Below are 12,679 nucleotides of genomic sequence, written 5' to 3' on the forward strand. Positions count from 1 at the left end.
GGAGTATCAGCGCCGTCGTATCGTGATGCGTCCGTTGTCCTTCGGGCAGGACGCGACTCCGCGTGAGTGCCACTTCTCGTTGGGGGCCGATGTCGTTTCAATGATGAAGTGCCGCAACACGGTCCGCAGCACGATGTCCATCTCCATATTGGCGAAAGCCGCCCCTACGCAGCGCCGGGTGCCTCCGCCGTACGGAACCCAGGAGTTGCCTGGCTTGGTACCCATGAACCGTTCGGGATCGAAGCGTTCGGGGTGGGGATAGGCGACGGGATCATCGTGCATCAGATTGATGCTCACCACGAGGGAGCGGCCCTGCGGGATGCGATAGGGCCCGATATCGACATACGGAGCCAGCACATGCCGACCCGCGAAGTCGATGACCGGCCGACTGCGTTGTACCTCAAGGATTGTCGCTTGGCGGTATTCGTTGCTTTCGGTCTGGGCTTCGTCGGACAGGCGCGACAGCACCCGCGGGTTGCGAGTGATGCGTTCGAAGGCCCACGCCAGGGTGGTCGCTGTGGTTTCGTGGCCGGCCGCCAACAGGGTGAGTAGTTCATCGGAGACATCGCTGCGCGACATGGTGGTGCCGTCGTCATAGGTGGAGCGCAGGAGCAGGGCGAGGATGTCGGTACGGTCCTCGAAATCCGGTGCGGCAAGGGCCTTATCGATGAGAACCTCGATCACCTTGTCGTAGCGTGCGCGCTTGGCCTTGAGAATGCCCCACGGGCTGAACCGGCCATAGTCGCGCTTGGGTTGTGGCAACCGGGTCATGCTGGAGGCCAACACCACCCACGGTGGGATCAGTTCGCGCAGCACGTCCAGCTCGGCCCCGTCGGCGCCGAAGACCGCACGCAGGATCGCGTTGAGCGTGATCCGCATCATCGGTTCCATGGTTTCGAACTGCTGATCCTCGGGCCATGACGCGCACTCACGCAACGTCTCTTCCTCGATGATCTGCTCGTACTGAACCATGGCCTTGCCGTGGAACTTTGGCGCGAGCAGTTTACGGCGATGCCGGTGTTCGTTGCGCTCCAGTGCGAAGACCGACCCGGGCCCGAGCTGCTGGCTCAGATTGGGCTGGATATTGCCCAGCACCTCGGTGCTGGTGGTGAATACTTGCCGGGCGAGGTCCGGGTCCGCCACGACCACCGTGTACCCGAACTTGGGAATGTTGATGGTGTAGACCTTCCCGTACTTCTTCGCCAGCCGGCTCGTAGTCCAGCGGCGCGAGGCCACAAAGGCGATGCCTTGGGCCAGCTTGGGAAGTGCCACGACCGGGGGAGCGACGGGTTCGGGAGTGTCGGCTGCTCGGTCGATGGTTGAGGTCTCGGTCACGCGACCCTCCACGGCGTTGCGGGTTAGTAGACATGTGTCTGATAACACAGCGTACATCTGTCATCTCGGTCACACCAGCGGAAATCGCGAGAGATTTCACCGGCGGGTCGACTTGACAGGGGTAACTCTGGCACCATGTATCTCGTTCGTCCCAGAAATCACTGAGGTCTTGGAGGACGCGTTGATCACACGTTGGATGACCGCCGTGGTCGTCAGTGCTGTCCTCGCGCTGTGTGCGCCCGCGACCACCACCGCCGAACCCCTGGCGGTGGGCAAGGACTTCTCGAAGCCGGCAATTGTCATCCTCGGATACGGCCTCAAGCCCGACGGCTCGATGCGCGACAAGCTCTATCAGCGCGTGGCAACCGGCAGGGCGATCGCCAACATGTTCCCGAACTCGTTCATCATCGTGACCGGCGGTAATCCGCAGAACGGTGTGTCCGAGGCCGAGCAGATGCGCAATATGCTTGTCGGCCTTGGCTATCCGTCCGACCGGATCATCGTGGAGCCGCGGGCGAACAGCACAGTGCAGAACGCGCAGTTCTCGGTGCCGCTGGCTAAACAGGCTGGCGCGTCGGGCATCATCCTGGTGACGAATTCGACCCACCAGCAGCGTGCCGATCGGAACTTCACCGACGCGGGCGGCAACGTGCTGGCTACCGCGAGCTTCCCCGACGGGGATGCGCCCACCAACATCGGTCAGCTCATGCGCGACATCATCAGCCCGTTCCGCTGACAACTGCTGACAACTACGGGACGACCACAGTTCGCCTGAAGGGAATGAACCCGGCAGAATTGTCGGTTAACCGACCAAGGCGCTCATCGGTGTGCGCCGCTGCGTGTCCAGGACACGCCGCATCAAGCCGCATACCGCACAGGAGCCCACATCTCATGACGGCCGTTGTCGATTCTCGCGCGCAGCCCGAGCCGCCCGTATCGCCGCGCGCACGCCGCGGCGCGATTCTCGCGCTGGCCATCGGTGGATTCGGGATCGGGACAACAGAATTCGTGGCAATGGGACTGTTGCCCAATATCGCGCACGGCCTCCATGTCACCGAGCCGGAGGCGGGCCACGTCATCAGCGCCTATGCGCTCGGTGTCGTCGTCGGCGCACCGGTCATCGCGGCGCTCACCGCCCGTGCCTCGCGCCGAACACTGCTCATCGCACTCATGATCGCGTTCACGATCGGCAACGCGGCCACCGTCTTCGCGCCGGGCTACACCGCGCTCATGGTGTCCAGATTCATCGCCGGGTTACCGCACGGCGCGTATTTCGGCGTGGCGGCCCTGGTGGCCGCACACCTGGCCGGCCCCGGCGAACGCGCCAAGGCAGTGGGGCAGACGATGCTCGGCTTATCGGTGGCCAACGTGATAGGTGTTCCGGTGGCGACGTGGCTCGGCAACACGGTCGGCTGGCGTTCGGCCTTCGCCGTCGTCGCGGTCATCGGTGCCATCACCATCGCGGCGCTATTGCGGTTCCTGCCGGGGTTGACGGATATGAAGATCACCAATCCGTTGACCGAGCTGGGTGCGTTGCGCCGCGTGCAGGTGTGGTTCACCCTGCTCATCGGCATCGTGGGCTTCGGTGGCATGTTCGCCTTCTACACCTACATCAGCACCACCCTCACCAGCGTCTCCGGACTGCCCAAGGCTCTCGTTCCGCTCGCGTTATCGCTGTACGGAATCGGCATGGTCACCGGAAATGTGCTGGGCGGCTGGATGGCAGACCGCAGTGTGGTCAGGGCCATCACCATCGGCTTGGTACTGGTCGCTGTGATGCTGGTGATTTTCGCGGCAGTATCCAGAAATCCTTGGGCCGCGCTGGTGCTGGTGTTCGCCGTGGGAGTCGCGGGAACGTCACTGGTCCCCGCCCTGCAGACTCGGCTCATGGATGTGGCCGATGACGCGCAGACGCTGGCCGCCGCGCTGAATCACTCGGCGCTCAACATCGCCAATGCCGGCGGGGCCTGGCTCGGCGGCCTGGTCATCACCGCCGGATATGGCTATCGGGCCCCGTCTCTGGTTGGGGCGGCGCTTGCCGCGGCGGGCCTGGTGGTGTTGGCGCTCTCGCTGCTGTATGCCCGGTTCAGGACTGTGGGCACCGCCTGACCGGTGGGCTAAGTTCTCAAAAGCCGTCGTAGGCCGTAGTCAAATTGCTTGTCCTGCGCGGTGTTTCGAAGGGTGTCTAGTCCAGCCTTAACTAGCGGGAAACGTGTCTCGTCGATGTCGGTCCGCTTTGGGGCGTACTCGAGTTGTTGGGCGGCCTGTTCTTCGATCGCAAACCCGGTGACGTAATACTGCACCGAGAATGCGAGCAGTACCGCATCCCGCTCGGGCACAGCCGCGCTGCGGGCGGCTCCGATTGCGGCCTCGCCGAAGGCCAGCGTATGTGATTCGCGGACAAAGGTTCCCGCAAGAATTCGCGCGCCATCTCGATGCGAGAGTAGTGCCGCGCGTAGGCGGTGTGCCAGTTCGGCGAGTCGCTCCATGCCGACCGCGTTGCTGTGCGGGTCATCGGCGACGCCTGCCAAGAGATCATCGGCGAGTGCGTCGATCAAGGCGTGTTTGTTCTCGACATGCCAGTACAGCGTGCCGTGGTTTACCCCGAGCGAGGCCGCGAGCTTGCGCATCGTAAGCGCGTCCACGCCGTGGATCTCGATGTAGGCCCATGCACCATTCAGCACTGCTGCTCTGTCCAGACGTGCCATTGCGTCCTTCCTGACTCGCGAGCACGATAGCAAAAGAGCATACTTGACCAATGGTCAAGTATGCTCTTAACCTGTGGCTATGCGGCCAACTCGGAGAGATGACGCCAGCACCGTGCTGATCTGCGGTGCCGGCATCGCAGGCACGGTGCTGGCCTACCGGCTGGCTTGCGCGGGCTTGCGACCGACGGTGGTGGAACGGTCCGCGGGTCTGCGCCAGGCCGGAAATGCTGTCGATCTGCGCGGCCCCGCCGTCGAGGTCGTGGCCGACATGGGTGTACTCGTCGAGCTGGAAGCGCGCGCGACGCAATTAGGCGAGTTCTTCCGTATCGATTCGTCGGGCAAACGTGTCTTCACCATGGCGCCGGAGGTAATCGGTGGCGAGATCGAGCTGCTGCGAACAGAACTCAACGCGGTGCTGTTCGATGCCGCCCAAACCGGCGTCGAATACCGCTTTGGTGAATCGATTCGCTCGCTCCACGATCGGGGAGACGTCGTGGCCGTCACGTTCGACAGCGGCCGGCGCGGCGATTTCGACCTTGTCATCGGAGCCGACGGACTACATTCACGCACACGCGCACTGGCTTTTGGGCCCGAGACCGAGTTCGTTCGCCATCTCGGCTGTTATCAGGCGCATTTCACCACCGACAACATTCTCGGTCTGCACAATGCCGGGTTGTTGTTCAACCGCCCGGGGCGCAGCCTCGGGTGCTACACCGTGCACCAGAACAGGGAGCTGGTGATCGGACTGTTTTTCGAGTCGGCCCAACGTGTCTACGACCGCGCAGACGTGGCGGCGCAGCGGCATTGGATCAACCGCACGTTTGACGGCATGGGCTGGCGCGCCGCGGAACTGCTCGAGGCCATGCAGGTGTGCGATGACTTCTATTTCGACGCCATTGCGCAGGTTGCGCTTGCCAGTCCGTACCGGGGCCGGGTGGCCCTTGTCGGGGACGCCGCGTACGGACCTTCGCTGCTCTCTGGGATGGGGGCAACCCTGGCTATCGTGGGTGCAGCCGTTCTGGCCGACGAACTCTCATGCCGTTCCGGTGATCACCGGCAAGCCTTCGCGCGGTATGAGGCACGTATCCGCGATATGACCAGGCTGAGCCAGGAACTCGCGCGGGCGTCTCTGGGCTGGTTCATCCAGCCCGATGGCGCAGACGGCATCCCGCCGGACACCCAACTCGCGGCCGACACGGAATCCGATGTTCTTCGTGACCGCACGCTGGCCGCCGTGCGAGCGGCCTTGGGCAATCGGCCTTCCTGTGCGCGAAAGTAGTTTTGTTGGAATAGCCTTTCCGCATGGCTGGAAGCGGCGAAGCAAAAGTTGCGGGCAAAGAGTCTCTCTGGGCGCGATGGCGTGGGCGTGTCTTCGCCGGCGTCGGATTGCTGCTGGTGTTGGTGGCCGTGTACTTCGCGCTGTCGGCCTTCATCCCGCGATGGTGGGCGCAGCGCATCGCCGACATGTCCGGCCACGGCAGCTTCACCAAGGGGATTGGCAGTGGGCTCACACTCGGCCTGTTATGCACCGGAATTCCGCTGTTGCTGGCCTTGTGGGCGTTTCTGCTGCGCGGTCGCCGCGGCGGGAAATTCTTCGCGGGGGTATTGACGTTGCTGGCCGTCATTGTGGCGGTACCCAACCTGATGACGCTGACAATTGTGCTCGGGACCAGCAATTCCGCCCACGCTGGCGAGCGAGTTCTGGATGTCGAAGCACCCGGTTTCCGGGGGGCGACGGCCATCGGGGCGACCGTGGCGCTGTTGATCTTCCTGCTCATCACGTTCTTCGTCGTACGCAAGTGGCGGCGGCGAGTGAAATCCGAGAAGCAGCAGGTCCGAGACGCTGCCGCCGCGGCAGTTGATACCGCAACAGAATGATCGTGTGTGCCCTCGGCAGGAATCGAACCTGCGGCCTTCTGCTCCGGAGGCAGACGCTCTATCCCCTGAGCTACGAGGGCGTCAGGGCTTGGTAAGACTAGCTGGGACAGCCTAGCGCATCCAGACGCGCACCCCGAACACCGTTTCGGTCGCGGGTAAAGGATTCGGGGCCTGGATACCCCAGCCCATAGGATGATCGCCGTGACTCCCGCCGACCTCGCCGACCTGCTACGTTCCACCGCTACCACGGTGCTGGACGAGCGAGGTCTGGACACGTCGGCGATACCGGCCACGGTGACCGTTGAGCGGCCCCGTAATCCCGAGCACGGCGACTATGCCACCAACGTGGCCCTGCAGGTCGCCAAGAAGGTCGGCGTCACCCCTCGCGACCTCGCGACCTGGCTCGCCGAGGCCCTTACCTCCAATGAGGCCATCGCCGCCGCCGAGATCGCCGGACCCGGGTTCGTGAACCTGCGGATCGCCGCGGACGCGCAGGGCACCATCGTCGCGAACATCCTGGAGGCGGGGGAGACCTACGGTAATTCCGAGGCGCAGGGCACGCACACCATCAACCTGGAATTCGTCTCGGCCAACCCGACGGGGCCCATTCACATCGGCGGTACCCGCTGGGCCGCTGTGGGGGATGCCCTGGGGCGCCTGCTGACCCGTCAGGGCGCCAAGGTCACCCGCGAGTACTACTTCAACGACCACGGCGCGCAGATCGACCGGTTTGTCCGCTCGCTCATCGCCTCGGCCGAGGGCAACGAAGCACCCGAGGATGGGTACGCCGGCGACTACATCGCCGACATCGCCCAGCAGGTCCTGGCCCAGCGTCCCGAAGCGCTCTCGCTGCCCGACGATGAGAAGGCCGAGGCGTTCCGCGCGGTCGGCGTGGACCTGATGTTCACGCACATCAAGGAGTCGCTGCACGAGTTCGGTACGGACTTTGACGTTTTCACCCACGAGGACTCGATGCATACCTCCGGCCGGGTGCAGGAGGCCATCGCGCAGCTGCGTAAGACCGGCAACATCTACGAGAAGGACGGTGCGTCCTGGCTGCGGTCGAGCAACTTCGGTGACGACAAGGACCGCGTCGTGATCAAGAGCGACGGCAACCCCGCCTATATCGCCGGTGACATCGCCTACTACCTCGACAAGCGCGAGCGCGGTTTCGACCTGTGCATCTACATGCTCGGCGCCGATCACCACGGATACATCGCTCGGCTGAAAGCCGTTGCGGCGGCGCTGGGTTACGACGCCGACAGCGTCGAGGTGCTCATCGGTCAGATGGTCAATCTGGTGCGCGACGGCCAGCCGGTCCGGATGTCCAAGCGTGCGGGCACCGTCATCACCCTCGACGACCTGGTCGACGCCATCGGAGTCGATGCCGCCCGCTACGCGTTGATCCGGTCCTCGGTGGACACCTCGATCGATATCGACCTGGAGCTATGGGCCTCCGCATCGAGTGAGAACCCGGTCTACTACGTCCAATACGCCCACGCGCGGCTCTGCGCACTGGCACGCAACGCTGCCGATCTCGGCCTGCAGCACTCGATCGATCATCTCGAACTGCTCACCCATGAGAAGGAGGGTGCGCTCATCCGGGGTCTCGGCGAGTTCGGCAGGATCCTGCAGAACGCCGCGGTGCTCCGCGAACCACACCGCGTCGCGCGGTATTTGGAAGACATCGCCGGTGATTACCACCGGTTCTACGATTCGTGCCGGGTGCTTCCGCAGGGAGATGAGACACCCGGACCCCTCAACCAGGCGCGGCTCGCGCTGTGTCTGGCCACTCGCCAAGTCATCGCCAACGGCCTGGACATTCTCGGCGTGAGCGCACCGGAGCGGATGTGAGCGCACACCCGGCAGGCCCCCGCCACGCAGAAGGGGAGAAGAACGGCACCATGGCAGGACACCTCGCATCGGCCCCGGTCAACCCGACCGAGCTAGCGCCAAATGTATGGCCCCGCAATGCTTCCCGGGGCGCCAACGGTGAGGTTACCCTCGCGGGCCTTTCCGTCTCCTCGCTCGCCGAGCAGTACGGCACTCCGCTGTTCGTCATCGACGAAGACGATTTCCGGTCGCGCTGCCGCGACATGGCGGCGGCGTTCGGTGGCGCCGCGCGCGTGCATTACGCGTCGAAGGCGTTCCTGTGCACCGAGATCGCACGCTGGATCAAGGACGAAGGGCTGGGACTGGACGTCTGCTCGGCTGGAGAACTGGCTGTCGCGCTGCGGGCCGATTTCCCGCCGGAGCGAATCGCGCTGCACGGCAACAACAAATCCGAGGCAGAGCTCGCACTTGCGGTTGAGGCGGGTGTCGGCCACATCGTCGTCGACTCGATGATCGAGATCGACCGCCTGGACGCCATCGCGGGCAAGGCCGGTGTGGTGCAAGACGTTCTGGTGCGGGTCACCGTCGGCGTCGAGGCGCACACCCACGAGTTCATCTCCACCGCACACGAGGACCAGAAGTTCGGGTTGTCGCTCGCGGGCGGGCAGGCACTGGAGGCTGTGCGGCGCGTCTTCGCCACCGACAACCTGCGACTCGTCGGATTGCACAGCCACATCGGCTCGCAGATCTTCGATGTCGACGGGTTCGAGGTCGCTGCACACCGGGTGATCGGACTGCTGCGTGATGTGGTCGCCGAGTTCGGTACCGAGAAGACGGCCCAGCTCAAGATCATCGATCTCGGTGGCGGCCTCGGCATCAGCTATGTGCCCTCCGACGACCCGCCGCCCATCGAGGACCTGGCCGCCAAGCTCGGTGTCATCGTGCGCACCGAGTCGGCGCTCGCCGGTCTGCCCGAGCCGCGTTTGGTGATCGAGCCGGGTCGCGCCATCGCCGGTCCCGGCACCGTCACGCTGTATCGCGTGGGCACCACCAAGGACGTGATTCTCTCGAACGGTCAGCGTCGCTACGTGAGCGTCGACGGCGGGATGAGCGACAACATTCGCACCTCGCTCTACCAGGCCGAGTATCACCCGCAGCTTGTTTCCCGCGATAGCGATGTCGCGCCGGTGCTGTCCCGAGTGGTCGGAAAGCACTGCGAAAGCGGCGATATCGTGGTCCGGGACGCATGGCTGCCCGAGGATGTGGCCCCGGGCGATCTGGTGGCGGTCGCCGCGACCGGTGCGTATTGCTACTCGATGTCCAGCCGGTACAACCTGCTGACCCGTCCGGCGGTCATCGCCGTGAAGGACGGAAAGGCGCGATTGATTCTGCGGCGTGAGACTGTCGAGGATTTGGTGAGTTTGGAGGTAAGTGAATGAGTGACGCGATAGGCGTAGCGATCCTGGGCCTGGGCAATGTCGGCAGCGAGGTAGCGCGCATCATCGAGAGCAGCGCAAGTGACCTCGCTGCCCGCATCGGTGCCCCGCTGGAGATTCGGGGTATCGGCGTGCGCCGTGTCGCCGATGACCGCGGTATTCCGGTGGAGCTGCTCACCGACGATATTGACGCCCTGGTCGCGCGTGAGGACGTGGACATCGTCGTCGAACTCATGGGTCCTGTCGAGCCCGCGCGGCGCGGCATCCTGGGTGCGCTCAACGCAGGCAAGTCAGTGGTGACCGCCAATAAAGCGCTATTGGCGCAGTCCGCCGGCGAGCTCGCCGAGGCTGCCGAAAAGGCAAGGGTTGACCTCTATTTCGAGGCGGCTGTGGCCGGCGCGATCCCTGTTATCCGCCCACTGACGCAGTCCCTGGCCGGCGATTCGGTGATCCGGGTGTCCGGAATCGTCAACGGCACCACCAACTACATCCTGTCCGCCATGGACAACACCGGTGCCGGTTACGACACGGCACTGGCCGAGGCGGGCGAGCTCGGATACGCCGAGGCCGACCCGACCGCGGACGTAGAGGGCTACGACGCTGCCGCCAAGGCCGCGATTCTCGCGTCGATCGCCTTCCACACCCGGGTCAGCGCCGATGATGTGTACCGCGAGGGCATCACGAAGATCAGCGCCGACGACTTCGATTCCGCGCGGGCTCTGCAGTGCACCATCAAGCTGCTGTCCATCTGCGAACGGCTCACGGACAACGAAGGGCATCAACGCGTTTCGGCCCGGGTCTACCCGGCGCTGGTGCCGTTGACCCATCCGCTGGCGAGCGTCAGCGGGGCGTTCAACGCCGTCTTCGTCGAGGCTGAGGCCGCAGGCGAGCTCATGTTCTACGGCCAGGGTGCAGGCGGCGCACCGACCGCCTCCGCGGTGCTCGGCGATCTGGTGATGGCGGCGCGCAACCGGGTGCAGGGTGGGCGTGGCCCGCGCGCGTCTCGCTATGCCAAGCTGCCCATCGCGCCGATCGGTCTCATCCCGACGCGCTATTACGTGCGGATGCGGGTGGCCGACAAGCCCGGCGTGCTCGCCACCGTCGCCACAGAATTTTCCAAGCGCGAGGTCAGCATCGCTACCGTCCGGCAGGAGGGTGAGGTTGACGAGACGGGCGCACGGCTCGTCGTGGTCACCCACAAGGCGACAGACGCGGCGCTCTCGGAAACCGTTGCCGCACTTGCCGATCTGGACGTGGTGCTGGGTGTCGCGAGCGTCATCCGGCTGGAAGGAACACAAGAGTGACCGTTCACACCCCTTGGCCTGGCCTCATTGCCGCCTACCGGGATCGCCTGCCGATCGGAGATAACTGGCAGCCGGTGACCCTGCGCGAGGGCGGCACACCGCTGCTTCCCGCGGCTCGGTTGTCCGAGTTGACCGGCTGCACCGTGCACCTGAAGGTCGAAGGTCTGAACCCCACCGGTTCGTTCAAGGACCGCGGGATGACCATGGCCGTGACCGATGCGCTGGCTCGCGGCCAGCGGGCGGTGCTGTGCGCCTCGACCGGGAACACCTCGGCCTCGGCCGCCGCGTACGCCGCCAAGGCCGGCATCACCTGCGCAGTGCTGATCCCGCAGGGCAAGATCGCGATGGGCAAGCTGGCCCAGGCTGTTATCCACGGCGCTCGGATCATCCAGGTAGACGGCAACTTTGACGACTGCCTGGAGCTGGCGCGCAAGACGACGGCGGACTATCCGACCATCGCGCTGGTGAACTCGGTGAACCCGGTGCGCATCGAGGGACAGAAGACCGCAGCCTTCGAGATCATGGATGCCCTCGGCACCGCCCCCGATATTCATGCACTGCCGGTCGGTAATGCGGGGAACATCACCGCGTACTGGCGCGGATACAACGAGTACTACCGCGACGGTCTCTCGGACCGGTTGCCCAAAATGCTGGGCGTCCAGGCGGCCGGTGCGGCGCCGCTGGTGAACGGGGCCCCCGTCGCCAACCCGGAGACCATCGCGACCGCCATCCGGATCGGATCGCCGGCCTCGTGGTCGGGTGCGGTTGCCGCGCAGCAGGAATCCGGCGGCAAGTTCCTGGCTGTCACCGACGAGGAAATCCTCAATGCCTATCGGCTGGTGGCCTCCAGCGAGGGTGTGTTCGTGGAGCCGGCATCTGCGGCCAGCATCGCGGGTCTGCTGAAGTCGGTCGCCGACGGTTGGGTACCGAAGGGTTCCACCGTGGTCTGCACCGTGACGGGGAACGGGCTGAAGGATCCCGACAACGCGCTGAGTGGAATGCCCGAGGTGACTCCCATCCCGGTGCAGGCGAGTGCGGTCGCCGAGGCTCTGGAACTGGCGTGAACGACATCCTGCCCGCGGGGCTGACCACCACCGTTGTGGTGCCCGCGTCGAGTGCGAACCTGGGGCCGGGGTTCGACAGCCTCGGTATCGCACTGTCCCTGTATGACGAGATCGAGGTCATCACAACCGAATCCGGTCTCAAGGTGGTCGTCGAAGGTCAGGGCGCCGGTGAGGTCCCGCTGGACGGCAGTCACCTGGTGGTGCGGGCGATCGAGCGTGGGCTCGCCGCCGGAGGAGCTGCCGCCGCTGGCCTGATCGTTCAGTGCCGCAACAAGATTCCTCACTCGCGCGGTCTGGGTTCTTCGGCTGCGGCTGCCGTCGCGGGCCTGGGGGCCGCGAACGGGCTGCTGGCCAAGGCCGGGCGCCAGGTGCTGTCCGATGACGTGCTGGTGCAGCTGGCCTCGGAGTTCGAGGGGCATCCCGACAATGCGGCGGCCAGCGTGCTCGGGGGTGCGGTGGTGTCGTGGATGAGCAGCTCGCGCGAAGACAATCAGGCCGCGATGAGCAGCTCGCGCGAAGACAGTTGGGCCGGGATGAGCAGGTCGGGCGAAGACGGCCAGCCGGGGCCGGGAAGCTCCGGCGCAACCCCCGTCTACGCGGCCACTCGCCTCGATGTGCACCCCGATATCAGAATTGTTGCGGCCATTCCGCAGGAACAGTCCTCGACCGCGCAGACTCGCGTATTGCTGCCGGAAACTGTTACGCATGTAGACGCACGATTTAACATTAGCCGGGTGGCGCTACTGACCGTCGCCCTGACCGCGCGGCCGGATCTGCTGATGACGGCAACCGAGGATCGGCTGCATCAGCCGCAGCGCGCATCGGCGATGCCGGCGTCGGCGGAGGTCCTCAGGTATCTGCGCAACCAGGGCGTCCCGGCGGTTCTTTCGGGTGCCGGGCCTGCGGTGTTGGCGCTGACTACGGGCGATCTGCCCGATTCTGCGGTGAAATACGCTGAAGACCAAGGTTTCTCACTTGTGGCAATGTCGGTCTCGGCGGGTGTGTCGGTTCGATAGCCGACGTTATGGCTGGTGAGCCGGGGGACTCGCCGGGGGGCGCTGGTTGCTTGATGCCCGGCTGAGGGTTATCCTCGGTATCAGTCCCAGCAATTGCAGCTTCTG

General features: G+C 65.0%; 11 protein-coding genes and 1 tRNA gene. 9 read left to right on the forward strand and 3 right to left on the reverse strand.

The window, feature by feature from the left end; all coding sequences use genetic code 11:
- Positions 1–6: 6 nt before the first annotated feature.
- Complete coding sequence (locus B4393_RS02130; protein WP_078332726.1) at positions 7–1,347, reverse strand: cytochrome P450; 1,341 nt, start codon at positions 1,345–1,347, stop codon at positions 7–9.
- A 157-nt stretch (positions 1,348–1,504) separates the two neighbouring features.
- On the opposite strand from B4393_RS02130, the gene B4393_RS02135 reads away from it, so the two are divergent.
- Complete coding sequence (locus tag B4393_RS02135) at positions 1,505–2,071, forward strand: YdcF family protein (RefSeq protein ID WP_078332727.1); 567 nt, start codon at positions 1,505–1,507, stop codon at positions 2,069–2,071.
- 155 nt (positions 2,072–2,226) lie between these two features.
- A complete protein-coding gene (locus B4393_RS02140) occupies positions 2,227–3,444 on the forward strand; it encodes an MFS transporter (protein WP_078332728.1) in 1,218 nt (405 codons plus the stop codon).
- A gap of 8 nt (positions 3,445–3,452) precedes the next feature.
- Here B4393_RS02140 and B4393_RS02145 read toward each other — a convergent pair whose 3' ends face one another.
- Positions 3,453–4,043 carry a TetR/AcrR family transcriptional regulator C-terminal domain-containing protein gene (locus B4393_RS02145; protein ID WP_078332729.1) on the reverse strand — a complete coding sequence of 197 codons (591 nt, stop codon included), beginning with the start codon at positions 4,041–4,043 and terminating at the stop codon, positions 3,453–3,455.
- Positions 4,044–4,122: 79 nt separating this feature from the next.
- Between B4393_RS02145 and B4393_RS02150 the strand changes: the two genes are divergently transcribed.
- Together B4393_RS02150 and B4393_RS02155 are read left to right on the forward strand one after the other, a co-directional pair.
- Positions 4,123–5,322 (forward strand): FAD-dependent monooxygenase, encoded by a 1,200-nt coding sequence (locus B4393_RS02150; RefSeq protein ID WP_078332730.1) that lies wholly within the window; start codon positions 4,123–4,125, stop codon positions 5,320–5,322.
- A gap of 23 nt (positions 5,323–5,345) precedes the next feature.
- A complete protein-coding gene (locus B4393_RS02155; RefSeq protein ID WP_078278675.1) occupies positions 5,346–5,921 on the forward strand; it encodes a permease in 576 nt (191 codons plus the stop codon).
- Positions 5,922–5,928: 7 nt separating this feature from the next.
- On the opposite strand, the gene B4393_RS02160 is transcribed toward B4393_RS02155, so the two are convergent.
- A tRNA-Arg gene (locus B4393_RS02160) sits at positions 5,929–6,001 on the reverse strand.
- Between the two features lie 121 nt (positions 6,002–6,122).
- Between B4393_RS02160 and argS the strand changes: the two genes are divergently transcribed.
- The 5 genes from argS to thrB are packed head-to-tail and all read left to right on the forward strand — an operon-like array spanning position 6,123 to position 12,574.
- Entirely contained in the window at positions 6,123–7,775 is a 1,653-nt protein-coding gene (gene argS, locus B4393_RS02165) for an arginine--tRNA ligase (protein WP_078332994.1), read from the forward strand.
- Complete coding sequence (gene lysA / locus B4393_RS02170) at positions 7,772–9,193, forward strand: diaminopimelate decarboxylase (RefSeq protein WP_078332731.1); 1,422 nt, start codon at positions 7,772–7,774, stop codon at positions 9,191–9,193. Before argS ends, lysA begins: the two co-directional genes overlap by 4 nt.
- The gene (locus tag B4393_RS02175; RefSeq protein ID WP_078332732.1) at positions 9,190–10,494 is read left to right on the forward strand and encodes a homoserine dehydrogenase; all 1,305 of its coding nucleotides are present in this window, start codon (positions 9,190–9,192) and stop codon (positions 10,492–10,494) included. Before lysA ends, B4393_RS02175 begins: the two co-directional genes overlap by 4 nt.
- The gene (thrC, locus tag B4393_RS02180) at positions 10,491–11,558 is read left to right on the forward strand and encodes a threonine synthase (protein WP_078332733.1); all 1,068 of its coding nucleotides are present in this window, start codon (positions 10,491–10,493) and stop codon (positions 11,556–11,558) included. The genes B4393_RS02175 and thrC overlap by 4 nt, the downstream gene beginning before the upstream one ends.
- Positions 11,555–12,574, forward strand: coding sequence for a homoserine kinase (thrB, locus tag B4393_RS02185; protein ID WP_078332734.1), 1,020 nt, complete (start codon positions 11,555–11,557; stop codon positions 12,572–12,574). The genes thrC and thrB overlap by 4 nt, the downstream gene beginning before the upstream one ends.
- The last annotated feature ends 105 nt before the right edge of the window (positions 12,575–12,679 follow it).

The sequence above is a fragment of the Mycobacteroides franklinii genome (assembly GCF_002013895.1).
In the GTDB taxonomy this organism is placed as follows: Bacteria; Actinomycetota; Actinomycetes; order Mycobacteriales; family Mycobacteriaceae; genus Mycobacterium; species Mycobacterium franklinii.

Coding starts and splice junctions, on each gene's coding strand:
- B4393_RS02140 (WP_078332728.1), top strand. CDS start 2,227: ATGACGGCCGTTGTCGATTCTCGCGCGCAGCCCGAGCCGCCCGTATCG.
- B4393_RS02145 (WP_078332729.1), bottom strand. CDS start 4,043: ATGGCACGTCTGGACAGAGCAGCAGTGCTGAATGGTGCATGGGCCTAC.
- B4393_RS02150 (WP_078332730.1), top strand. CDS start 4,123: ATGCGGCCAACTCGGAGAGATGACGCCAGCACCGTGCTGATCTGCGGT.
- B4393_RS02155 (WP_078278675.1), top strand. CDS start 5,346: ATGGCTGGAAGCGGCGAAGCAAAAGTTGCGGGCAAAGAGTCTCTCTGG.
- B4393_RS02175 (WP_078332732.1), top strand. CDS start 9,190: ATGAGTGACGCGATAGGCGTAGCGATCCTGGGCCTGGGCAATGTCGGC.